Below are 22,297 nucleotides of genomic sequence, written 5' to 3' on the forward strand. Positions count from 1 at the left end.
TGTCGCAACGCGGCCTCTTACCCAGCAGGACAAAGACATGAACAAGCCCGTCACTCCGAAAACGCCAAAGTTCCGCTCGCGCGCATGGTTCGACAATCCTGACAATGTCGATATGACGGCGCTCTATCTTGAGCGCTACATGAATTATGGCCTGAGCCAGGAAGAATTGCAGTCGGGCCGTCCGATCATCGGCATCGCGCAGACGGGTTCGGACCTGTCGCCCTGCAACCGTCACCATCTGGAACTGGCTAATCGCGTCCGCGAAGGCGTGCGTGAGGCAGGCGGTATTGTCATCGAATTCCCGGTTCATCCAATCCAGGAAACCGGCAAGCGTCCGACCGCCGGTCTGGACCGTAACCTTGCCTATCTCGGCCTCGTGGAAGTGCTTTACGGCTATCCGCTCGACGGCGTTGTGCTGACAATTGGCTGCGACAAGACCACGCCTGCCTGCCTGATGGCTGCTGCGACGGTCAATATTCCGGCGATTGCGCTTTCGGTCGGTCCGATGCTCAACGGCTGGTTCCGCGGCGAACGCACGGGTTCGGGCACCATCGTCTGGAAGGCGCGCGAACTTCTGGCCAAGGGCGAGATCGACTATCAGGGCTTTGTTAAGCTCGTTGCTTCCTCGGCCCCGTCGACCGGCTATTGCAACACGATGGGCACGGCTACCACGATGAACTCGCTTGCTGAAGCGCTGGGCATGCAGCTTCCGGGTTCCGCCGCTATTCCGGCGCCGTATCGTGACCGTCAGGAAGTGGCCTATCTGACTGGCCGCCGTATCGTCGAGATGGTCTATGAAGATCTCAAGCCTTCGGACGTTCTGACCAAGGACGCTTTCGTCAATGCCATCCGCGTCAATTCCGCCATTGGTGGTTCGACCAATGCGCCGATCCATCTGAACGCGCTCGCCCGCCATGTCGGCGTTGAGCTGACCGTGGACGACTGGCAGAAATACGGTGAGGAAATCCCGCTTCTGGTCAATCTTCAGCCAGCCGGTGAATATCTCGGCGAAGATTATTACCATGCCGGTGGTGTGCCAGCTGTCGTCAACCAGCTGATGGGGCAGGGCCTCATCAACGAGGATGCACTCACCGTCAACGGCAAGACCATTGGCGAAAACTGCAAGAACGCCACCATTGAAGATAGCAATGTCATCAAGACCTACGATCAGCCGCTGAAGAAACATGCCGGTTTCCGCGTGCTGCGCGGCAATCTGTTCTCGTCGGCAATCATGAAGCTCAGTGTTATTTCGGACGAGTTTCGCAACCGCTACCTCTCTGACAGCAAGGACCCGAATGCCTTTGAAGGCAAGGCGGTCGTGTTCGACGGACCGGAAGATTACCATCACCGCATCGACGATCCGTCGCTGGAAATCGACGAGCATACGGTGCTGTTCATGCGCGGCGCTGGGCCTATCGGCTATCCAGGCGCAGCGGAAGTCGTCAATATGCGCGCACCGGACTATCTGCTGAAGAAGGGCATCAGCTCGCTGCCATGCATTGGCGACGGTCGCCAGTCGGGCACGTCGGGTTCGCCGTCGATCCTCAATGCCTCGCCGGAAGCTGCCGCTGGCGGCGGTCTGGCAATTCTCAAGACCGGCGACCGCGTGCGCATCGATCTTGGTCGCGGCACGGCTGATATTCTGATTTCGAATGAGGAACTTGCCGAGCGCCACAAGGCGCTGGAAGCCGCTGGCGGCTTCAAATATCCGGAAAGCCAGACGCCCTGGCAGGAAATTCAGCGTGCCGTTGTCGGTCAGATGGAAACCGGCGCGGTTCTCGAAAACGCGATCAAGTATCAGGATATCGCGCATACACGCGGCCTGCCGCGTGACAACCACTGAGGCTCGCCGGAATGGCTGTTGATAAAGAGCCTTTTGCTGCCGTCGCCGACTGGGGCACCACCCGATTGCGGCTCTGGACGCTGGATGCGGACGGTGCCGTGCTGGGTGAAAGCCGGGGCGATGACGGTTTGCTGCGGGCAAAGGAAGCCGGTTTCGAGCCAACGCTCGAACGGCATCTGGCCACGCTCGGCGCGCCTGCCGATCTGCCGGTGGTGATTTGCGGCATGGCCGGTTCGCGGACCGGCTGGATCGAAGCACCCTATATGAGCCTGCCTGCCGGGCTGGACGGCATTGTGAAGGCTGCGGTGCGCGTACCTGCGCGCCGTCACGTCATCATGCTGCCGGGCGTTGCGCGGCGGGACGAAGCTGCTCCCGACGTCATGCGCGGCGAAGAGACAAAACTGCTCGGTCTTGTGCATGGCGGCACGCATGACGCTGTCGTCGTCATGCCGGGCACCCATGCCAAATGGGTACGGATTGCCGATGGTGGTCTCGCCGATTACCGGACCTTCATGACGGGTGAATTGTTCGCTCTCCTGAAAGACAAGTCGGTGCTGGCTGGTGCGCTGGAAGGCGCAGGCAGCGTCGATCCGGCCGGAGCAGCTTTTGCGGCTGGCGTCAAAGCCTCGCTCGAAACGCCGGAACTGATCGCCAATGCGCTGTTCTCGGTTCGCGCGGGCTGGCTCGTACATGACCGCAAGCCGACCGACCAGCTGGCGCGGCTTTCCGGCCTGTTGATCGGGCTGGAAGTTGCAGGCGGGCGCACGCTTTACGGTAAGCCGCAGCAGGTGCTGCTGCTCTCGGACGGCATGATGGGTGCACTTTATGCAAGCGCGCTTGAAATTGCCGGGCTGACGGTCAAGCGCGTCGAGGCGGACGAACTGGTGCGCGATGGCCTGTTCATGGCGGCAAAGCACGCCTTTGCGGGAGGTGCCCAATGAGCGCGCGCGTTGCATGGCCGAAACTGCGCTATCCGCTTGTCGCGATCCTGCGCGGCATTCACCCGGAGGAAAGCGAAGCAATCGTCGAGGCGCTGATCGAGACGGGCTTTGAAGCCATCGAGATCCCGCTCAATTCGCCCGATCCGTTCGTGTCGATTGGCAAGGCTGCGAAGCTTGCGCCTGCCAATGTGCTGATCGGCGCCGGTACTGTTCTGAGCGTCGAGGATGTCGACCGGCTGCACGATGTTGGCGGCAGGCTGATGGTCAGCCCCAATGTCGAGCCAGATGTCATTCGCCGCGCCAGCGGTCATGGCATGGTGACGATGCCGGGCGTGTTCACGCCGACAGAGGCCTTTGCGGCGATCCGTGCAGGTGCATCGGCGCTGAAATTCTTTCCGGCGAGTGTGCTGGGCGCAGATGGGATCAAGGCGGTTTCCGCCGTCCTGCCGAAGGATATTCCGTTTGGTGCAGTGGGCGGCGTGTCGGAAAGCGATTTCGCAACCTATGTCGCGGCAGGGGTAAGTTGTTTTGGCCTTGGATCAAGCCTTTACAAGGCTGGTTTCACGGTGGCCGATGTGCGTGAGCGCGCCAAACGTGCTGTCGCCGCATGGGAGGCAATTGCGGGCTGAAGGAGGCACGCAATTTGTTTGGGTTTAGGCATTTCCGAATAGGGGTTAAACCGTGTTCGGAAATGGTCTTGGAGGCATTCCGCAAACTGCTGGCCAACAATTTGGGCGGGGAGCGGGAGTTTGGGAGAACGGCAGGCTTCGCGGAGAAGTCTGTCCCAATTTTTGGGAGTGTAACAATGGCAGGTATGAAAACTCTAACCCTGGCAGTCGCGATGGCCGCGCTTGCCTTCACGGGCATCGCCCGCGCCGAAGACAAAGGTCTTGTGGCAGTCGCCATGCCGACGAAATCGTCGGCTCGCTGGATCGCGGATGGCGACAACATGGTCAAGGTTCTGAAGGAACGCGGCTATCAGACCGATCTTCAGTATGCTGAAGACGATGTGCCAAACCAGCTGGCGCAGATCGAAAACATGGTGACCAAGGGCGCCAAGGTTCTCGTCGTTGCGTCCATCGACGGCACCACGCTGTCGGACGTGCTGGCCAAGGCGCATGATGCAGGCATCAAGGTCATCGCTTATGACCGTCTGATCCGCGATACGCCGAATGTCGATTACTATGCGACCTTCGACAATTTCCAGGTCGGCGTGCTTCAGGCACAGTCGATTGAAACGGCACTGGACCTCAAGAACAAGCCGGGCCCGTTCAATATCGAACTCTTCGGCGGTTCGCCGGACGATAACAACGCCTACTTCTTCTACAATGGCGCCATGTCCGTATTCCAGCCGTACATCGACAGCGGCAAGGTTGTCGTTGCCAGCGGCCAGACCGGCATGGACAAGGTTGCAACGCTGCGTTGGGACGGTGCGACCGCTCAGGCCCGCATGGATTCCATCCTGTCCGCCTATTATTCGGACAAGCGCGTCGATGCAGTTCTGTCGCCTTATGACGGCATCTCCATCGGCATCCTGTCGTCGCTGAAGGGCGTCGGCTATGGCAGCGGCGACATGCCAATGCCAATCGTTTCCGGTCAGGACGCCGAAGTGCCTTCGGTCAAGTCGATCCTCGCCGGCGAACAGACCGCGACGATCTTCAAGGACACCCGCGAACTGGCCAAGGTCACCGTCGACATGGTTGACGCGCTGATGAGCGGCAAGGAACCGCAGGTCAACGACACCAAGACCTATGACAATGGCGTCAAGGTTGTACCGGCCTATCTTCTGAAGCCGGTTATCGTCGACAAGTCGAACTGGAAGCAGGTTCTGGTCGATAGCGGTTACTACAAGGAAGACCAGATCAAGTAATCTGGGCTTCTAAGGGATGGCGAGCGCGCCCAGATGCTGCGGCTTGGCGGCGCGTTCGACAACCCTTGCATCTGCGCGGTTTCGGGCCGAAAATCCGGCGATTTTCCGGCTTCGTCCGAAACAGCATCGAATTTCTGTAATGCCATTGCTTAATCCCAAGCTTACCTCAGTTTCAAACTGGGGTAGGCCGTAAGATTGACAGCGTTGTCTTTTTTAGCGTGTGCTTTGAGGCGCGTTCTAAAACAAGGCTTTAGCCTGTACGCAATGGCATTCGGAAATCCTGCGCCATTGATCGAAGCAACCGCAACGGCGCTTCGGATGGGCAGGGTTTAACAGGGTTTGGAGCGTCGTGTTGAGCATCCGGAGGGATGCGAGGCGCTCTGTCGGGAGTGAGCGATGAATGTAGCCAATCCTGTCCCGCTTGAAGAGCAGGGAGGCCAGCTGAATGGGGCTGGCAAACCTATTCTTGAAATGCGCGGCATCAGCAAATCCTTCGGGGTCGTGAAGGCGTTGAGCGACGTCAATTTTACGGTCATGCCGGGGGAGATTCACGCATTTGTCGGCGAAAACGGCGCCGGCAAATCCACGCTCATGAAGGTGCTGTCGGGGGTCTATCCTCATGGCAGCTATGAAGGCTCGATCTTCTTCGACGGAGAAGAACGGCAATTTCGCGACATCAACGATTCCGAGGCGCTCGGCATCGTCATCATCCATCAGGAACTGGCGCTTATCCCGCTGATGTCGATTGCGGAAAATATTTTCCTGGTCAATCCGCCGGCGAGTCGTGGCGTCATCGACCGCAGTGCCGTGCATATGCGCACGCGGGAACTTTTAAAGAAGGTCGGCCTGTCGGAATCGCCCGATACGCTGATCACCGATATCGGTATCGGCAAGCAGCAGCTGGTGGAAATCGCCAAGGCCCTGTCGAAGCGCGTGCGCCTGCTGATCCTTGATGAGCCGACGGCCAGCCTGAACGAAACGGACAGTGCTGCACTTCTGACGCTCCTGAAGGAGTTTCGTGCGCAGGGCATCACGTCGATCCTGATCTCGCATAAGCTCAATGAAATTCGCGAAGTTGCCGACAAGATCACCGTGCTGCGCGACGGCAAGGCTGTGGCGACGCTCGATTGTCATGAGGGCGAGGTCGAGGAAGACGATATCATCCGCAAGATGGTCGATCGTGATCTGGAAAGCCGCTATCCGAAGCGCGACCCGAAGATTGGCGATGTGATCTTCGAGGTTGATAACTGGTCGGTCTATCATCCGCTGCATCCCGAGCGGCATTCGGTCAAGAACGTGTCGTTCAAGGTCAAGGCGGGTGAAATAGTCGGTATTGCAGGCCTGATGGGCGCTGGCCGCACCGAATTTGCCATGAGCCTGTTCGGGCGCTCCTGGGGTACGAATATCACCGGCGAGGCGCGCATTAACGGCAAGGCCGCGGATATTTCCACGGTGGCGCGGGCGATCAAGTCCGGGCTTGCCTATGTGACCGAGGATCGCAAGAAGCTCGGCCTCGTGCTGGGCGAAAACATTTCGCGCAATATTTCGCTGGCCAATCTGCGCGGTGTCAGCCCGAAGGGCGTCATCGACGATATTCGCGAAATGAAGGTTGCCAGTGACTATCGCAACCAGATGAGCATTCGCAGCCACAATGTCTTCCAGCAGACCGGCACCCTTTCGGGCGGCAACCAGCAGAAGGTCGTGCTGTCGAAATGGCTGTTCACCGGACCGGATGTGCTCATCCTCGACGAGCCGACGCGCGGCATCGATGTCGGCGCGAAATACGACATTTACACCATCATCAATTCACTGGCGGAGAGCGGCAAGGGCGTGGTCGTCATTTCTTCGGAAATGCCGGAACTGATCGGCATCTGCGACCGCATCGTCGTCATGCATGAAGGCGCTTTCGTCGGCGAAGTCGCCGGCGAAGAGGCAACGCAGGAAAACATCATGCGCGCCATCATGCGGAACAAGGGAAAACGGCAATGAGCGAGAATATTATCGGAAGCAGCCAGACAAGCAGCGTGGGGCGTTATCTCAAGAACAATCTGCGCGAATCCGGGATGCTGCTCTCGCTTGTCGCGATCATGATCTTCTTCCAGATCGTCACGGGCGGCGTGCTGATGAAGCCGCTGAACCTGACCAATCTGGTCTTGCAGAACAGCTATATCGTCATTATGGCGCTCGGCATGCTGCTGATCATCGTGACCGGCCATATCGACCTGTCGGTCGGGTCGGTCTGCGGCTTCATCGGTGCCCTGGCGGCAGTGATGATGGTGCATTGGGGTATCCCGTTTCCCATTGCCGCCATTCTCTGCCTGCTGGCAGGCGGTATCATCGGCGCGTTGCAGGGCTTCTGGGTCGCCTATTTCAATATACCGTCCTTCATTGTGACGCTGGCGGGTATGCTGGTGTTCAAGGGCCTGATGCTGGCCGTGCTCGGCGGCCAGTCGGTCGGCCCGTTCCCGGTCGTGTTCCAGAAGCTCTCGTCCGGCTTCATTCCCGAAATTTTCGGCACCACGGCTGGCGGCGTTTATCTGACATCGCTGATCATCGGCGTGCTTCTGGCCGGTTTCATGATCTGGCAGAATGTGAAGTCGCGTCAGCGCCATATCGCGCATGAAGTGGAAACGGAGCCGTTTGGCCTGTTCGTCATCAAGAACATTCTGTTCTTTGCGGCCATTGCCTATCTGTCGCTCCTGATTTCCATGCATCGCGGCCTGCCGAATGTGCTGATCATCATGGCAGTGCTGATTGCGGCCTATGCGTTTCTCACCAATCGTACAGTGATCGGTCGCCAGATTTATGCGGTCGGCGGCAACCGCCATGCGGCCAAGCTTTCCGGCGTGAAGACCGAACGGCTGACCTTCCTCGCTTTCGTCAATATGGGCGTGCTGGCAGCTCTCGCCGGTCTGGTTTTCGCGGCGCGCCTGAATACGGCAACGCCAAAGGCCGGCATTGGCTTCGAGCTGGACGTGATTGCAGCCTGCTTCATCGGCGGTGCATCAGCTTATGGCGGTGTGGGTCGTGTGACGGGTGCGGTGATCGGTGCGCTTATCATGGGCGTCATGAATAACGGCATGTCGATCCTCGGCATCGGCATCGACTATCAGCAGGTTATCAAAGGTATCGTGCTGCTGGGTGCTGTCTGTATCGACGTCTACAACCAGAAGCGCTGATCTGAATACGCTGCTTCGCCTTCGGGGGCGGGTGAAGCATCAGACCGCGCCGGAAGCAATTCCGGCGCGGTTCTGTTTTAAGCGCGATGCTTACCCCCTCAGGATGAGGGAAAAATGCTCCGGTCCATCCTCGTTTTCAGATCGCTGTGCGGCGAGCGTGGTGGAGATAAATCTCGCGCAGGCGCTGGGCGACCGGGCCGGGTTTGCCCGTTCCTATGGTCTTGTCGTCAATGACCGTGATCGGGGTGACGAAGGTGCCAGCGCTCGTAAGGAAGGCTTCCTTGGCTGCGTAGGCTTCGTCGATGGTGAAAAGGCGCTCTTCCAGCTTCATGCCGGTCTCGGCAATCAGTTGCAGCAGCGACAGGCGTGTGCAGCCGGGCAGGATGGCGTTGCTGTTGGGGCGCGTGACGACGACATCGTCGTTGGTGACAATATAGGCCGTGGATGATGCGCCTTCGGTGACATAGCCGTCCTCGATCATCCAGGCTTCATCGCAACCGGCATTCTTGGCGATTTCCTTGGCCAGCGCTTGGGGCAGCAGGCACACCGTCTTGATGTCGCGGCGCTTCCAGCGCAGATCATCCAGCGAGAGTACGCGCGCGCCGGTTTTCAGCGCGGGCTTGTCGAGCAGATTGGCTTCCTGCGTGAACAGAACGATGGAAGGCTTGATGCCCTTGCCCGGCACGAAGTCGCGGTCGCGGCCATCGCCACGGGTGATCTGGAGATAGACCATGCCTTCAACGAGATTGTTGCGGCGCACCAGCTCGCGCTCGATCGTGACAATCTCGTCTTCGCTCAACGGCATGGGAATGCCGATTTCGCCGGTGGAGCGGCGCAAGCGTGTCATATGCGGGCCGCTGTCGATCAGCTTGCCTTCCAGCACGGCTGTCACTTCATAAATGCCGTCGCCGAAAAGGAAGCCTCGGTCGAAAATGGAAATGCGGGCATCGCGCGCGGCAACATAGTCACCGTTGACGTAGACAATACGGTTCTCGAGGTCTTCTGCTGTAACGGCCATGGTGGAATCTGTCCTGAAAAGAAAGGGCCGCGACGAATGTCGCAGCCCTTTCATAATCCACCCGATAATCTCAAGAAACCGTTATTTTCAGGCAGCCTGCCTGGCTGCTTCAATGGCTTCGCTGCGGATTTCTTCCGTCAGTTTGAGGCGCAGTTCGGAAAATTCCGGGCTTGCCTTGACGTGGTAAGAACGCGGATGCGCGATATCGACCGGCGTGATCGATTTGATCTTGCCCGGGCGTGCGGTCATCGTGACCACACGGGTGGCCATGAAGATTGCTTCTTCGATATCGTGGGTGACGAAAATCACAGTCTTGTGCTCGCGTTCCCAGATGCCCAGCAGCAGTTCCTGCATCAGACCGCGTGTCTGGTTGTCGAGTGCGCCGAATGGCTCGTCGAGCAGCAGGATTTTCGGATCGTTGGCCAGTGCGCGTGCAATGGCCGTGCGCTGCTGCATGCCGCCCGAAAGCTGCTTCGGCCAGTGATTTTCAAAGCCGCGCAGCCCCACCTTGTCGATATAGCTATCGACGATTTCGCGGGCCTCTCTTTCCGGCAGGCCCTTTTCACGCAGACCGAAGCCGACATTCTGACGGATGGTGAGCCATGGAAACAGCGTATAGGACTGGAACACCATGCCGCGATCAGCACCGGGGCCGGTTACAGGTTTGCCTTCCAGCGTCACCGTGCCCGTCGTCGGTTTGTCGAGACCGGCAATGATGCGCAGAAGCGTGGACTTGCCGCAGCCTGAAGGGCCGAGAATGGTGACGAAGTCGTTCTTCGGGATGATGAGATCGGTTGCTTGCAGCGCCAGCGTCGGCTTGCCGCCGTGCACGCCGGGAAAGGTGCGGCTGACGCCCTTAACAACCAGTTCCTGATCGGTCTTGGCAGCCATTACGCGAACCTCCATGCAAAGAGCCAGCGGTTGAAATATTTGAATGCAAGGTCGGAGATCAGGCCGATAACGCCGATGATGATGATGCCGAAAATGATCTGGCCAGTGGCCATCAGCGCCTGACTGTTGATGATCATATAGCCGATACCCGACGATGCGCCGATCAGTTCGGCAACGATCACATAGGTCCATGCCCAGCCGAGCACGAGACGCAGCGTTTCAGCAATGTCGGGCGCGCTGGCAGGCATGAGCACGCGGCGGATGATGCCGCTGTTGGACGCGCCCAGCGTATAGGCCGCTTCCACCAGATCGCGGCGGGTATTGGCGACGATGACGGCGATCATGAGGATGATCTGGAACACCGCGCCGATGAAGATGACAAGCAGCTTCTGCGTTTCGCCAATGCCAGCCCAGAGGATAAGGAGCGGCACGAAAGCGGAAGCGGGCAGATAGCGCGCAAAGGAGACGAAAGGCTCCAGCAGCGCTTCGATGGGCTTGTAAGCGCCCATGGCCACACCGACCGGAATGGCAACGAGGCTTGCCAGCACGAAGCCGCCCAGCACGCGCCAGACCGTCATGCCGATATCGGACAGGAAGCCCTGATTGGCGATGAGGTCATAGCCGTCCTTCACCATGGTGATCGGATCGGCGAGGAAGGTGGCGGAGACAAAGCCGCCAAGCGTGGCAATGCCCCAGAACACAAAAAATAGAATGAAAAACAGGATGCCCAGTAAGATCCGGGTCGTGTTGCCTATCGGCTGCAAAGGCTGCATGACGTTGTCCGTTCAGTCGCGCGCCCGTCTTTAAAGAGAGACGGAAGGGGAGAGGTCGGTCCGGGCGTCGCCGCCCGGAACAGCACTCACTATCTGTTCTGAACACTTTGCCCGAAAGGTGTTTCAAACGTTTCGGGCAGTGTTCCAGAAAGCGATCTTACTTGATGAAGCTCGTATCCACGATTTCATCAAGGTTCGGCTTCGACTTGATCACACCAGCCTGCAACAGCAGATCAGCCGCTTCAGCGGAGAATTCCTTGAAGTCGCCTTCGAAGAACTTGTGATTGGCGGCCTTGTCCTGCCAGCGCAGGTATTCGGCAGAAGCACCGAATTCCTTGCCCGACTGCTTCACGTCCTTGCCCATGATTTCATAGGCCTTGTCCTTGTCGGCGGCGATCAGTTCCAGCGCTTCGAAATAGCTGTCGGCAAGCGCCTTGGCAGCTTCCGGGTTCTTTTCGAGGAAGGCAGGTGTGCAGCCAACGGTATCCGTCACAGCCGGATAGTCGAGCGTGGTGGCGAGAATTTTGCCCTTGTCAGGCGCAGCGCGCACGGTTGAGAGATAAGGCTCATAGGTCATGGCGGCGTCGTTCTGGCCAGCCACGAAAGCCTGTGCTGCCGGTCCCGGCTCCATGTTGACGACCTTCACATCCTTGGTGGTCATGCCGTTTTTGGCGAGCATGAAAGCCAGCAGGAAGTAAGGCGAGGTGCCCGGTGCAGAAGCGGCAATCGTCTTGCCCTTCAGATCGGCGAAGGAGTTGACGTCGGCGCGTACCGCAATGCCGTCAGCGCCATAGGACTTGTCCATCTGGAAAATCTGCTTGGACTTCACACCCACTGCGTTCCAGACGATCCAGGTTTCAACGGTGGTGGCGGCGCACTGAATGTCGCCCGATGCCAGCGCCAGATGGCGGCTTGCCTGCGGGATTTTGTTCAGCGTGACGTCCAGCCCGTGCTTCTTGAAAATGCCAGCTTCCTTGGCCAGCGTCAGCGGGCCAAAACCCGTCCAGCCGGAAAAGCCGATGGAAACGGCGGTCTCAGCCCCCGCATTCGATATTTGAGCAGTTGAGGCAAAGGCGAATGCTGCGAGCGCAACACCTGCAAACCACGATTTTTTCATGAATAGTACCCCTTTTATGTGTTTATAAGCCTATACATATCGATCTCAGCAAATTAGCAGGACCGTTTTTCCTGTCCAGAGAGGCCGACAAAGATTTCTTTGCGGGCATTTCTGGTGGAAAATCATTTAAGCACCTGATTCAATTGCGATAATTGTTATCAGGAACAGGTCTCCCTTACCCTTAAGTTCAACGGAATTTGTGACAGGCGCAGGCAGGATCGCTGCGTCATGTGGACCGAGATGTACGAGTCCTGTGTCGATCTGGAGTGCAAATTCTCCTTCTGCACAGAAAATAAGCAGTGCTTCACCTGTGATTCCGGTATCCAATGTCGCCGCAGCATTGCTCCCGGTGATGCGGCGGACCCGGTGCGCATAGTGCGTGCGCCGGGTCATGACATTGAGGTCGGTGATGGCGGAGCCGATCAGGCGCGCAGCCGAATGGCTGTCTGCCGCAAAGGCCAGGGGTGAGCTGTCGCGGGTGAGGGTGCTCTCCTGTCCTTCGACATCGAGCACAATGCCGTCGCCCTCGAGCACCGACAAGGTGCGGTCGATGCCGGGAAAGACGGAAAACGGGCCGTCACTTGCGACGGTCGCCATGGAGATGCGCCAGTCGAAATCATCGACGGACGCGCCTTGCGGGTGGACGGCGATCTCAACCGTCACGCCGCCGCCGTTTTTCCACGGCATGCGGCGATGATTTTCGGCCTTGAGAAGAGTGACGGCCATTCGACCTCAGTTCCCCAGAATGCCGGGCAGGCGCAGACCCTGCTGCTTGGCCCAATCCAGCGCTTCTTCATAACCCGCATCAGCATGGCGCATGACGCCGGTGGCCGGGTCGTTCCACAGAACACGCTCCAGACGGCGGTCCGCATCTTCCGTGCCGTCGCAGCAGATGACCATGCCCGCATGCTGGCTGAAGCCCATGCCGACGCCGCCGCCGTGATGCAGCGACACCCATGTCGCGCCGGAAGCGGTGTTAAGAAGGGCGTTGAGGAGCGGCCAGTCGGACACGGCATCCGAACCGTCCTTCATGGCTTCCGTTTCGCGGTTCGGCGAGGCGACCGAGCCGCTGTCGAGATGGTCGCGACCGATGACGATCGGCGCTTTCAGCTCGCCATTGCGGACCATTTCGTTGAAGGCGAGACCGAGGCGATGGCGGTCGCCAAGGCCGACCCAGCAGATGCGTGCAGGCAGGCCCTGAAACGCGATGCGTTCCTTCGCCATGTCGAGCCAGTTGTGCAGATGCTTATTGTCGGGCAGCAGTTCCTTCACCTTGGCATCGGTCTTCGCGATATCTTCCGGGTCGCCGGAAAGGGCAGCCCAGCGGAACGGGCCGATGCCGCGGCAGAACAGCGGACGGATATAGGCAGGTACAAAGCCGGGGAAGGCAAAGGCGTCTTCGAGGCCTTCTTCCAGTGCCATCTGGCGAATATTGTTGCCATAGTCGAGGGTCGGGATGCCCATATTCCAGAAATCGACCATCGCCTGCACATGCAGCTTCATCGAAGCGCGCGCAGCTTTTTCGACGGCTTTTGGGTCGCTCTCCTGCTTGGCGCGCCATTCGGCGACGGTCCAGCCGAGCGGCAGATAGCCATGCACCGGATCATGCGCGGAGGTCTGGTCGGTCACGATGTCCGGCTTCACGCCACGCTTGACGAGTTCCGGGAAGATTTCAGCCGCATTGCCGATCAGCGCGATGGACTTTGCCTCGCCTGCCTTGGTCCAGGCATCGATCCTGGCCAGCGCTTCGTCGAGGCTGTGGGTCTTCTCATCGACATAACGGGTGCGCAGACGGAAATCGGCGCGGGTTTCGTCGCATTCCACGGCAAGGCAGCAGGCGCCAGCCATGACTGCCGCCAGAGGCTGTGCGCCGCCCATGCCGCCGAGACCGCCGGTCAGAATCCACTTGCCGGTGAGGTTGCCGTCAAAATGCTGGCGACCGGCTTCAACGAAGGTTTCGTAAGTGCCCTGAACGATGCCCTGCGCGCCGATATAGATCCACGAACCGGCGGTCATCTGGCCATACATGGCGAGACCTTTCTTATCCAGTTCGTTGAAATGATCCCAGGTCGCCCAATGCGGCACGAGGTTGGAATTGGCAATCAGAACACGCGGCGCATCCTTGTGGGTGCGGAAAACGCCAACCGGCTTGCCCGACTGCACCAGCAGGGTTTCGTCTTCATTGAGCGTCTTGAGGGTCGCAACGATGCGGTCGAAATCGTCCCATGTGCGGGCAGCGCGGCCAATGCCGCCATAGACCACCAGCTCATGCGGACGCTCGGCCACATCGGGGTCGAGATTGTTCATCAGCATGCGCAGCGGCGCTTCGGTCAGCCAGCTCTTGGCGTTGAGTTCGTCTCCGCGCGGCGCTCGGACTTCGCGCTCGTTATGGCGTGGGTTCGACATGGTGTTCTCCTCAGGATTTCAGGTCGTGCGCAAGCTTTTCCAGCCGCTGCAAAAGGGTTTTGAGATGGACGCGCAGCTTGTCAGCCTTGGCCTCGTCATAGGCGAAGGGAACGGCTTCGGTCGCAAGATGGGTTGATTGGGCAAGCTCCATCTGGATGGCGTGGATGCCGGTTTCAGGCCGGCCGTAATGGCGGGTCGTCCAGCCGCCCTTGAAGCGGCCATTGAGGATCGACGTGTAACCTTGTGCCCCGGCAGTCACTTCGACAGCCGCCGCCTCGATCTTCGGATCGCAGGTCTTGCCCATATCCGTGCCGATGTTGAAATCGGGCAATTTGCCTTCGAACAGGAACGGAATATGCGAGCGGATCGAATGGCAGTCATAGAGGATGGCAACGCCGTGGATCGCCTTTACGCGCTCGATCTCGGCGGCAAGCGCTTCGTGATAGGGCTTGTGAAAGCGCGCCATGCGCTCGGCAATATCGGCTTCAGTCGGTGCCTCTCCATCCTTCCAGATCGAAAGCCCGTCAAAGTCGGTTTCCGGGATCAGCGCCGTCGTGTTTTGACCCGGATAGAGGCTTGCGCCCGCCGGATCGCGATTGGCGTCGATGCAATAGCGGTGGAAGGTTGCGCGCACCATGGTGGCGCTGTCGATCAGGCCGTCATAGAGCCTGTGAATATGCCAGTCGGTATCGGCAAGAATTTTGCCGTTGTCGTTGAGCCGCGCCCAGATATCCTGCGGCACATCGGTTCCGGTGTGCGGCAGGCCGATAATGACGGGCGACGTTCCCTGACGAACTTCAAACGGGCTCATGATCACGCCTCCAACGCTGGCAGGATGCCGCTCGAAACCGCACCGGCCAGCGCACCGTCAGCCACCAGATCGGCAGCATTCTTGAGGTCGTCGGCCATATAGCGGTCGTCTTCCAGCGTCGGCACGCGCCCGCGTAACACGGCGATGACCTTGGCCAGTTCTGGGCTGGTGGTCAGCGGCTCACGCAGCTCGACGCCCAGTCCGCCGGTCAAAGCCTCGATGCCGATAATGGCATTGAGATTGGCGGTCATTTGCAACAGGCGGCGCGCGCCATGGCAGGCCATAGACACATGGTCTTCCTGATTGGCCGAGGTTGGCGTGGAATCGACGGACGCCGGATGCGCCATCTGCTTGTTTTCACTCATCAGCGCGGCGGAGGTGACTTCCGCAATCATCAGGCCCGAATTCAGTCCCGGCTTGCGGGCAAGGAAGGCGGGCAGGCCGAAGGACAGCGCCGGATCGACCAGCAGCGCGATGCGGCGCTGGGCGATTGCACCGATCTCGCAGATGGCAAGCGCAATCTGGTCGGCGGCAAAGGCGACCGGTTCGGCGTGGAAATTGCCGCCCGATACGGCGCGTCCGTCCGAGAGAACCAGCGGATTGTCGGTAACCGCATTGGCTTCGATTTCCAGCGTGCGGGCGGCCTGTCGCAGAATGTCGAGGCAAGCGCCATCGACCTGCGGCTGGCAACGGATGCAATAGGGGTCCTGCACGCGCTGGTCGCCTTCAAGATGGCTCTGGCGAATGACCGAGCCTTCGAGCAGGGCGCGCAATGCACGACCGGCGTCGATCTGGCCCTTATGGCCGCGCAGCGTGTGGATTTCCTCGTGGAACGGCGCATCCGACCCCATGGCGGCATCGGTGGACAGTGCGCCGGTGATCAGAGCCGTCTGCGCTGCGCGATGTGCGCGGAAAAGCCCGGCCAGTGCAAGGGCCGTCGATGTCTGCGTGCCGTTGATCAGCGCCAGTCCTTCCTTGGCGGCAAGCACGACCGGCTTCAGACCGGCCTTTTCCAGCGCCTTTGCGCCGGAGAGACGTTCGCCCTGATAGAAGGCTTCACCTTCGCCGATCATGGCGGCAGTCATATGGGCCAGCGGTGCAAGGTCGCCGGACGCGCCGACAGATCCCTTTTCCGGGATCATCGGGATCACGCCTTTTGCCAGCATGTCTTCGAGAAGCGTGATGACTTCAAGCCGCACACCGGACGCGCCGCGACCGAGCGAAATCAGCTTCAGCGCCATGACGAGGCGTACGATATTTTCCGGCAGCGCATCGCCGACGCCGCAGCAATGCGACAGGATCAGGTTGCGCTGAAGCGTGGCGACATCGCCGGGCGCAATGCGGATGGAGGCGAGTTTGCCGAAGCCGGTATTGATGCCGTAAACCGGCTCGTCGCCTGCTGCGATTTCTGCAATGCGCGCGGCGGCCTTTTCGACACCGGCATGAAATGCGGGGTCGATGCGGACGGGAACCGCATCGCGATAGATCGTTTCCAGCGTTTCAAGCGGAACAGAACCGGGCTTGAGGATAATGGTCATGAAAGGCTCCGTTGGGTTCCCGTATGGGCCATGCCCATACGGACAGTATTAAATTCGGCCTTTGAAAACCCGCTTCCACAGCGGGTTGAAGCCGATACGGTAGACGAGTTCGGCGGGGCGCTCGACGTTCCAGATGGCCAGATCGGCATCCTTGCCGACTTCCAGCGTGCCGGTCTGGTCGAGAATGCCAAGGGCACGCGCGGCTTCGCGGGTGACGCCCGCAATGCACTCATCAACCGTCATGCGGAAGAGCGTTGCGCCCATATTCATGGTGAGCAAAAGCGAGGTCAGCGGTGATGTGCCCGGATTGTTGTCGGTGGCAAGCGCCATCTTCGTGCCCGCAGTGCGGAAGGCCTCGACCGGTGGCTTCTGCGTTTCGCGGATGAAGTAGTAAGCGCCGGGAAGCAGCACGGCCACTGTTCCGGCCTTGGCCATGGCAGCAGCACCTTTCGCATCGGTATATTCGAGGTGATCAGCGGACAATGCGCCATAGGACGCGGCAAGGGCTGCGCCATGCAGATTGGAAAGCTGATCGGCATGAAGCTTGACCGCGATGCCATGCGCCTTGGCCGCATCGAATACCCGGGCGATTTCGTCGGGCAGGAAGGCGATGCCTTCACAAAAACCATCCACCGCATCGGCCAGATGATCGGCTGCGATGGCGGGCAGCATGTCGTCGACGATCTTGTCGATATAGGCCGTCTTGTCACCATTCATTTCCGGCGGCAGCGCATGCGCGCCTAGGAAAGTGGTGCGGATTGCCACGTCGCGTTCTTCGCCGAGCCGACGGGCGGCTTTCAGCGATTTGATTTCGCTGTCGCGGTCGAGACCGTAACCGGATTTGACTTCAACGGTGGTGACGCCTTCGGCAATCAGCACATCAAGACGGGGCAGGGTTTCGCGCACCAGATCGTCTTCGCTGGCAGCGCGCAGGTTCTTGACCGAGGAAACAATGCCGCCACCGGCCCGTGCAACTTCCTCATAGGAAGCGCCCTGCAAGCGAAGCTCGAATTCATGGGCGCGATTTCCGGCATGAACGAGATGGGTGTGGCAATCGACGAGGCCCGGCGTGATCAGCCGGTTTTCGCAATCGATTCTATCATAGGAGGCATAGGCATCGGGGAGTGCCGATTGCGGGCCGACATAGGCGATCAAGCCGTCCTTGACCGCAAGCGCCGCATTCTCGATGAGACCGAGACCGTCCGCGTCTTCGTCCAGCGTCGCAATGCGCGCATTGATAAAAACGATGCTTGAATTCTTGAGCATGAGCGTTTTCTCGCTTCCCCTGTTTTTTGATAATGTATATACATATTAGTGAAACAGCCAAGAGAAAAAATGCGCAGACAAGCGAACTGTTGAAAGATGGCATTCTAGCGCGAAAACTGTTCAACGGCTTTCGCGTTAAACTGCCCAAAACAATGAGCCAGTCTGTGCGGGAACATTCGAGGAGAACCGATCCATGTCAGCTGTCACGCCCGAACTGCGTTTTATCCATGCCGGTCAGGCGCTTCTCGACAATGGCTGGGCCGACAATGTCCGCATTGGCATTGCCGGTGGAAAGATTGCCTCGCTTGAGGTGGATAAGGCTGCCGGGGCCGGGGATGAACGTCACGCCGCGATTGTTGCAGGCGTGCCCAATCTGCACAGCCATGCGTTTCAGTATGGGATGGCGGGGCTCGCCGAAAAGCGCGGACCGTCTGCCGATTCGTTTTGGAGCTGGCGCGAGATCATGTACAAGTTTGCGCTCACCATGTCGCCCGAGCAGGCGGAAGCTGTGGCGTTGCGGCTTTATGTCGACATGCTGGAGGCCGGGTTTACCCGCGTCGGCGAGTTTCATTATCTGCACCACGATCGCGACGGCACGCCTTATGCCAATCTCTCCGAAATGGCGGACCGTATTGTCGCTGCCGCAAAGGCTGCAGGCATAGGCCTGACGCTGCTTCCGGTTTTCTATGCGCATTCGGGTTTCGGCGGCAGCGCGCCCAATGAAGGCCAGCGCCGTTTCATCAATGATCCGGAACGCTTTGCGCGGCTGATCGAAGGCTGCAAACAGGCACTGTCGGATTTCGACGGCGCGGTTTTAGGCGTTGCGCCGCACAGCCTGCGCGCCGTGACGCCGGATGAACTTAATCTGGTGACGAAGCTTCTGCCCGAGACGCCAGTGCATGTCCATGTGGCCGAGCAGGTGAAGGAAGTGGAAGACAGCATTGCCTGGTCGGGCAAGCGTCCGGTCGAATGGCTTCTTGATAATCAGGACCTTTCCTCGCGCTGGTGCCTGATCCATGCAACCCATATGACCGACGACGAAACCCGACGCATGGCCAGGGCCGGGGCGATTGCCGGTCTCTGCCCTGTGACGGAAGCCAATCTCGGCGACGGAACCTTCAACGCAACGGTGTTTGCGGAAGCAGGCGGCCAATTCGGCGTCGGTTCGGATTCCAATGTGCTGATCGGCATTGGCGACGAACTGCGCCAGCTGGAATATTCGCAGCGCCTCCATCATCGCGCCCGCAATGTGCTGGCCGAGAGTGAAGCTTCCACGGGCCGCGCCTTGTTTGATGGTGCTGTGCGTGGCGGCAACATCGCGATGGGTCGCGCCGATGACGGCTTGAAGCTTGGCGCTTCGGCGGATTTTGTCGCGCTGGATACCGAACGTCTGCCGCACGCCAAGGGCGATGCCGTGCTGGATGGCTGGATTTTTGCTGGTCGCGCGCAGGTCAGTGATGTGTGGGTACGCGGCGTGAAACAGGTGCAGGGCGGACGTCACCGCTTGCGCGATCAGGCCGAGCGTGCTTTCCAGAAGGCAATAGGCGAGTTGCTCGCCTGAAGCATTTCCGGCAAAAGCGGGAAAACAAAGGGGACATGCCATGGCGGATGACGGTTCAGCGACAAAAGACGGTCCGGTGCTTTCACTGCATCAGCGTATTTTGGACGATATTGAATCGCGCATCCTGTCGGGGGAATGGGCGCCGGGGCACCGTATCCCGTTCGAGCACGAGCTGACCGAACAATATGGCTGTTCGCGCATGACGGTGAACAAGGCGCTGACCCAGCTAGCCAAGGCCGGACTGATTGAACGCAAGCGCAAGTCCGGCAGCTTCGTTTCTTTCCCGCGATCGCAGGCCGCCATTCTCGAAATTCATGATATTCGCGATGAGGTTGCAGCACTCGGCGCGCCATACCGGTTTGAACTGCTCAAGCGCTGGGACCGTCTGAGTGGGCCAGCCGATGCGCAGAAGATCGATATTCCGCGCCACACGCAGATCATCGATCTGGTTTGCCGTCATCATGCCGGACAGCGGGTTTTCGCGCTGGAAGAACGCATCATCAATCTGGACGCGGTGCCGGATGCGGCGGTAGCGGATTTTTCCGAACACTCGCCCGGTCCGTGGCTCGTGGCCTGCGTGCCGTGGAGCAGCGCACAGCACTCCATTCGCGCCACAGCGGCGACGCCGGAAAATGCTGCATTGCTCGATATTGCGCCGGGATCGCCCTGTCTGGTCGTCGAACGCCAGACATGGAATGCCGATCTGCCGGTAACGCATGTGCGCTTCACCTATCCCGGCGATAGCCACGCGCTGGTGGCGAAGTTTACGCCTTCGCAAGGCTAGCGGGTTTCATTCTCTGTTGGCTGATTTTGCGCGTCTTTTTGAAAAAAGAGCCATTCTTTTCGAATCTGGGCGGGTTCGGAGCAGCTTCGGCATTTAACCAAATACCGTTCAGTCAGCTGATATTCTGGAAATGCGTTGTCTGTCTCGCAGAGATTGCATCTCCAGATTATCTGCTTCAGCTTCAATTTGATTTGACCGTCTTCCGTAGACGAATCGTATTGTCTCGGGCACTCGGAACATTTGAAAACGTAATCAAGGCCAACGTGTTTTTTGCGTCTGACGATATTGGTCCCACATTCACACGGATAAGACCACGATTCGTCACGAAACATCGTGTTCCATGACTGAGATGAAAGCGCCGTCTCTAACTCAGAACAGTATTCATCGAGCTTTGTCTTGATTGCGGTGATGAATTCTTCGGAATCAAGCCCCGGATCGGTCATTTGAACGTGAAGGAAGCTGCTAAGAGCATTGTGCGTCTTGTTAAGCCACTTCGCTGACAAACGTTTTTCTTTCTCAAAAACTTGATGCCATGTTCCATCGTTGGGGTGCTGGATTGAGAATATCGGAGGATTTTCAACGCCAGGATCGATGTTAAGAAGCTCTCTCAATAGTTTTGCGGGTTGCCACTTGCGAAGAGCTAATTGATCTAGTTCGGGCCGGTAGATTGCCATAAGGCCGTAAGTTAGGGCTTCGATAGACATTCGAAGCTCCAGGCATGCATATCGATAGGCATCGCCCGCATTTTCTGCGAGTAATGATTTGCATTTCTGGAAGTGCTTCCGAGCTATCTTTCGGTAGGAGTTGGCGGTCTGATTGTTGGACATAGGACGCCTAGTGTCGCTGAAATCTTTCAGTAAGTAAAAGCTAAAGAAAAAAGCCGCCGCAATGGGAGCGGCGGCCAAGAGGCGGCGTGATCTGGGTGGTGATCACACCGCGGATTGGATCGAAATTTTATGCGGCGCGCTTCAGGGCGTCGCGGATCACAGAAACGATCGTGTCGATCTGTTCCTTTTCCACGATCAGCGGCGGCGAAAGTGCAATCACATCGCCGGTGACGCGGATCAGCAAGCCCTTCTTGAAGCAATCCACGAAGACGCCATAGGCGCGCGCGCCCGGTGCGTCCTTGCGCGACGACAGTTCGATAGCGCCGACCAGACCGAGATTGCGAATGTCGACGACATTCGGCGCATCTTTCAGCGAATGCAGCGCTTCCTGCCAATGATCAGCAAGCTGCGCGCCACGGGTCAGCAGGCCTTCTTCGGCGTAGACTTCCAGTGTGGCAAGGCCAGCGGCACAAGCGACCGGATGGCCGGAATAGGTGTAGCCGTGGAACAGCTCGATTGCGTTTTCCGGGCCAGTCATCAGGCCGTCATAGACCTTGCGCGCGGCAAAGACTGCGCCCATCGGAATTGCACCGTTGGTCAGACCCTTGGCGGTGGTGACGAGGTCTGGAACAACGCCGAAATAATCGACGGCAAACGGCGTGCCGAGACGACCGAAACCGGTGATGACTTCGTCGAAGATCAGCAGAATGCCGTATTTGTCGGCAGTGGCGCGGATGCGTTCCAGATAGCCCTTCGGCGGCAGGACGACGCCAGCCGAACCGGACATCGGTTCGATGATGACGGCGGCGATCTTTTCAGCGCCGTGCAGCTGAACCAGACGTTCCAGATCATCCGCCAGCTCGATGCCATGCGCAGGCAGGCCCTTCGAGAAGGCATTGCGCTCGATGTCGAGTGTATGGCGCATATGGTCGGCAGGGATCTGCGGGAAGACGCGGCGATTGTTGACCAGACCGCCAACCGAAATGCCGCCGAAACCAACGCCGTGATAGCCCTTTTCGCGACCCAGCACCATGGTGCGGGTACCCTGACCGATAGCGCGCTGATAGGCGATGGCAATCTTCAGTGCGGTATCGACCGATTCCGAACCGGAATTGGTGAAGAACACCCGGTCGAGCTGCGCAGCCGGACCACCCGGCGCGATGGCCGCGAGCTTTTCGGCGAAATCGAATGCAATATTGTGGCCCATCTGGAAGGTGGGCGCGAAGTCCATCGTGGAAATCTGGCGCTCAACGGCTTCGGTAATCCGCTTGCGGCCATGGCCAGCATTGCAGCACCACAGACCAGCCGTCCCGTCGAGAACCTGATGGCCGTCAGTGTCGGTGTAATACATACCCGATGCGCTGGCGAGCAGGCGCGGAGCGGCCTTGAACTGCCGGTTTGCGGTGAACGGCATCCAGAAGTTTTCAAGGCTGGGCGCGTTGGTTTTGGTGAGCATGGTAACCTCCTATTTT

19 protein-coding genes are annotated in these 22,297 nt (G+C 58.9%); 8 read left to right on the forward strand and 11 right to left on the reverse strand.

What is annotated here, in order from left to right; genetic code table 11:
• Nucleotides 1–37 precede the first annotated feature (37 nt).
• The 6 genes from FHW03_RS12115 (at nt 38) to mmsB (ending at nt 7,833) form a co-directional block, all read left to right on the forward strand.
• A complete protein-coding gene (locus FHW03_RS12115; protein ID WP_138785434.1) occupies nt 38–1,843 on the forward strand; it encodes an IlvD/Edd family dehydratase in 1,806 nt (601 codons plus the stop codon).
• An 11-nt stretch (nt 1,844–1,854) separates the two neighbouring features.
• Complete coding sequence (locus FHW03_RS12120; RefSeq protein WP_182520877.1) at nt 1,855–2,784, forward strand: 2-dehydro-3-deoxygalactonokinase; 930 nt, start codon at nt 1,855–1,857, stop codon at nt 2,782–2,784.
• Nucleotides 2,781–3,413 (forward strand): 2-dehydro-3-deoxy-6-phosphogalactonate aldolase, encoded by a 633-nt coding sequence (locus FHW03_RS12125; protein WP_182520878.1) that lies wholly within the window; start codon nt 2,781–2,783, stop codon nt 3,411–3,413. Before FHW03_RS12120 ends, FHW03_RS12125 begins: the two co-directional genes overlap by 4 nt.
• A 176-nt stretch (nt 3,414–3,589) precedes the next feature.
• Entirely contained in the window at nt 3,590–4,654 is a 1,065-nt protein-coding gene (gene chvE / locus FHW03_RS12130; protein ID WP_182520879.1) for a multiple monosaccharide ABC transporter substrate-binding protein, read from the forward strand.
• Nucleotides 4,655–5,050: 396 nt separating this feature from the next.
• Complete coding sequence (mmsA, locus tag FHW03_RS12135) at nt 5,051–6,643, forward strand: multiple monosaccharide ABC transporter ATP-binding protein (RefSeq protein ID WP_182520880.1); 1,593 nt, start codon at nt 5,051–5,053, stop codon at nt 6,641–6,643.
• The gene (mmsB, locus tag FHW03_RS12140; protein WP_182520881.1) at nt 6,640–7,833 is read left to right on the forward strand and encodes a multiple monosaccharide ABC transporter permease; all 1,194 of its coding nucleotides are present in this window, start codon (nt 6,640–6,642) and stop codon (nt 7,831–7,833) included. The genes mmsA and mmsB overlap by 4 nt, the downstream gene beginning before the upstream one ends.
• A gap of 136 nt (nt 7,834–7,969) precedes the next feature.
• On the opposite strand, the gene FHW03_RS12145 is transcribed toward mmsB, so the two are convergent.
• The 9 genes from FHW03_RS12145 to hutI all read right to left on the reverse strand — a co-directional run bounded on the left by FHW03_RS12145 (nt 7,970) and on the right by hutI (nt 17,653).
• On the reverse strand, nt 7,970–8,851 hold the full coding sequence (locus FHW03_RS12145) for a D-amino-acid transaminase (RefSeq protein ID WP_182520882.1): 882 nt from the start codon (nt 8,849–8,851) through the stop codon (nt 7,970–7,972).
• Between the two features lie 87 nt (nt 8,852–8,938).
• The gene (locus FHW03_RS12150; RefSeq protein ID WP_182520883.1) at nt 8,939–9,742 is read right to left on the reverse strand and encodes an ABC transporter ATP-binding protein; all 804 of its coding nucleotides are present in this window, start codon (nt 9,740–9,742) and stop codon (nt 8,939–8,941) included.
• Entirely contained in the window at nt 9,742–10,515 is a 774-nt protein-coding gene (locus FHW03_RS12155; RefSeq protein ID WP_138785427.1) for an ABC transporter permease, read from the reverse strand. Before FHW03_RS12155 ends, FHW03_RS12150 begins: the two co-directional genes overlap by 1 nt.
• 157 nt (nt 10,516–10,672) lie before the next feature.
• A complete protein-coding gene (locus FHW03_RS12160; protein WP_182520884.1) occupies nt 10,673–11,632 on the reverse strand; it encodes an ABC transporter substrate-binding protein in 960 nt (319 codons plus the stop codon).
• Nucleotides 11,633–11,758: 126 nt separating this feature from the next.
• Complete coding sequence (locus tag FHW03_RS12165) at nt 11,759–12,358, reverse strand: HutD family protein (RefSeq protein WP_182520885.1); 600 nt, start codon at nt 12,356–12,358, stop codon at nt 11,759–11,761.
• A 6-nt stretch (nt 12,359–12,364) separates the two neighbouring features.
• Entirely contained in the window at nt 12,365–14,038 is a 1,674-nt protein-coding gene (hutU, locus tag FHW03_RS12170; RefSeq protein ID WP_151591125.1) for a urocanate hydratase, read from the reverse strand.
• A gap of 10 nt (nt 14,039–14,048) precedes the next feature.
• Nucleotides 14,049–14,849, reverse strand: a complete 801-nt coding sequence (gene hutG, locus FHW03_RS12175) for an N-formylglutamate deformylase (protein WP_182520886.1) — start codon at nt 14,847–14,849, stop codon at nt 14,049–14,051.
• A gap of 2 nt (nt 14,850–14,851) precedes the next feature.
• Nucleotides 14,852–16,387, reverse strand: a complete 1,536-nt coding sequence (gene hutH / locus FHW03_RS12180) for a histidine ammonia-lyase (protein WP_182520887.1) — start codon at nt 16,385–16,387, stop codon at nt 14,852–14,854.
• Nucleotides 16,388–16,435: 48 nt separating this feature from the next.
• On the reverse strand, nt 16,436–17,653 hold the full coding sequence (hutI, locus tag FHW03_RS12185) for an imidazolonepropionase (RefSeq protein WP_182520888.1): 1,218 nt from the start codon (nt 17,651–17,653) through the stop codon (nt 16,436–16,438).
• A 193-nt stretch (nt 17,654–17,846) separates the two neighbouring features.
• Between hutI and FHW03_RS12190 the strand changes: the two genes are divergently transcribed.
• Together FHW03_RS12190 and hutC are read left to right on the forward strand one after the other, a co-directional pair.
• The gene (locus FHW03_RS12190) at nt 17,847–19,214 is read left to right on the forward strand and encodes a formimidoylglutamate deiminase (protein WP_182520889.1); all 1,368 of its coding nucleotides are present in this window, start codon (nt 17,847–17,849) and stop codon (nt 19,212–19,214) included.
• A 40-nt stretch (nt 19,215–19,254) separates the two neighbouring features.
• The gene (gene hutC, locus FHW03_RS12195) at nt 19,255–19,998 is read left to right on the forward strand and encodes a histidine utilization repressor (protein ID WP_182520890.1); all 744 of its coding nucleotides are present in this window, start codon (nt 19,255–19,257) and stop codon (nt 19,996–19,998) included.
• On the opposite strand, the gene FHW03_RS12200 is transcribed toward hutC, so the two are convergent.
• Nucleotides 19,995–20,702 carry a hypothetical protein gene (locus tag FHW03_RS12200; RefSeq protein ID WP_182520891.1) on the reverse strand — a complete coding sequence of 236 codons (708 nt, stop codon included), beginning with the start codon at nt 20,700–20,702 and terminating at the stop codon, nt 19,995–19,997. The two genes, hutC and FHW03_RS12200, sit on opposite strands and share 4 nt — an antisense overlap.
• A 250-nt stretch (nt 20,703–20,952) precedes the next feature.
• Nucleotides 20,953–22,281, reverse strand: a complete 1,329-nt coding sequence (locus FHW03_RS12205) for an aspartate aminotransferase family protein (RefSeq protein WP_182520892.1) — start codon at nt 22,279–22,281, stop codon at nt 20,953–20,955.
• Nucleotides 22,282–22,297: the final 16 nt, after the last annotated feature.

Origin of the sequence: Ochrobactrum sp. RH2CCR150 (assembly GCA_014138095.1) — a bacterium.
GTDB lineage: Bacteria > Pseudomonadota > Alphaproteobacteria > Rhizobiales > Rhizobiaceae > Brucella > Brucella gambitense.

Coding starts and splice junctions, on each gene's coding strand:
- FHW03_RS12115 (WP_138785434.1), top strand. CDS start 38: ATGAACAAGCCCGTCACTCCGAAAACGCCAAAGTTCCGCTCGCGCGCA.
- FHW03_RS12120 (WP_182520877.1), top strand. CDS start 1,855: ATGGCTGTTGATAAAGAGCCTTTTGCTGCCGTCGCCGACTGGGGCACC.
- FHW03_RS12125 (WP_182520878.1), top strand. CDS start 2,781: ATGAGCGCGCGCGTTGCATGGCCGAAACTGCGCTATCCGCTTGTCGCG.
- chvE (WP_182520879.1), top strand. CDS start 3,590: ATGGCAGGTATGAAAACTCTAACCCTGGCAGTCGCGATGGCCGCGCTT.
- mmsA (WP_182520880.1), top strand. CDS start 5,051: ATGAATGTAGCCAATCCTGTCCCGCTTGAAGAGCAGGGAGGCCAGCTG.
- mmsB (WP_182520881.1), top strand. CDS start 6,640: ATGAGCGAGAATATTATCGGAAGCAGCCAGACAAGCAGCGTGGGGCGT.
- FHW03_RS12145 (WP_182520882.1), bottom strand. CDS start 8,851: ATGGCCGTTACAGCAGAAGACCTCGAGAACCGTATTGTCTACGTCAAC.
- FHW03_RS12150 (WP_182520883.1), bottom strand. CDS start 9,742: ATGGCTGCCAAGACCGATCAGGAACTGGTTGTTAAGGGCGTCAGCCGC.
- FHW03_RS12155 (WP_138785427.1), bottom strand. CDS start 10,515: ATGCAGCCTTTGCAGCCGATAGGCAACACGACCCGGATCTTACTGGGC.
- FHW03_RS12160 (WP_182520884.1), bottom strand. CDS start 11,632: ATGAAAAAATCGTGGTTTGCAGGTGTTGCGCTCGCAGCATTCGCCTTT.
- FHW03_RS12165 (WP_182520885.1), bottom strand. CDS start 12,358: ATGGCCGTCACTCTTCTCAAGGCCGAAAATCATCGCCGCATGCCGTGG.
- hutU (WP_151591125.1), bottom strand. CDS start 14,038: ATGTCGAACCCACGCCATAACGAGCGCGAAGTCCGAGCGCCGCGCGGA.
- hutG (WP_182520886.1), bottom strand. CDS start 14,849: ATGAGCCCGTTTGAAGTTCGTCAGGGAACGTCGCCCGTCATTATCGGC.
- hutH (WP_182520887.1), bottom strand. CDS start 16,387: ATGACCATTATCCTCAAGCCCGGTTCTGTTCCGCTTGAAACGCTGGAA.
- hutI (WP_182520888.1), bottom strand. CDS start 17,653: ATGCTCAAGAATTCAAGCATCGTTTTTATCAATGCGCGCATTGCGACG.
- FHW03_RS12190 (WP_182520889.1), top strand. CDS start 17,847: ATGTCAGCTGTCACGCCCGAACTGCGTTTTATCCATGCCGGTCAGGCG.
- hutC (WP_182520890.1), top strand. CDS start 19,255: ATGGCGGATGACGGTTCAGCGACAAAAGACGGTCCGGTGCTTTCACTG.
- FHW03_RS12200 (WP_182520891.1), bottom strand. CDS start 20,702: ATGTCTATCGAAGCCCTAACTTACGGCCTTATGGCAATCTACCGGCCC.
- FHW03_RS12205 (WP_182520892.1), bottom strand. CDS start 22,281: ATGCTCACCAAAACCAACGCGCCCAGCCTTGAAAACTTCTGGATGCCG.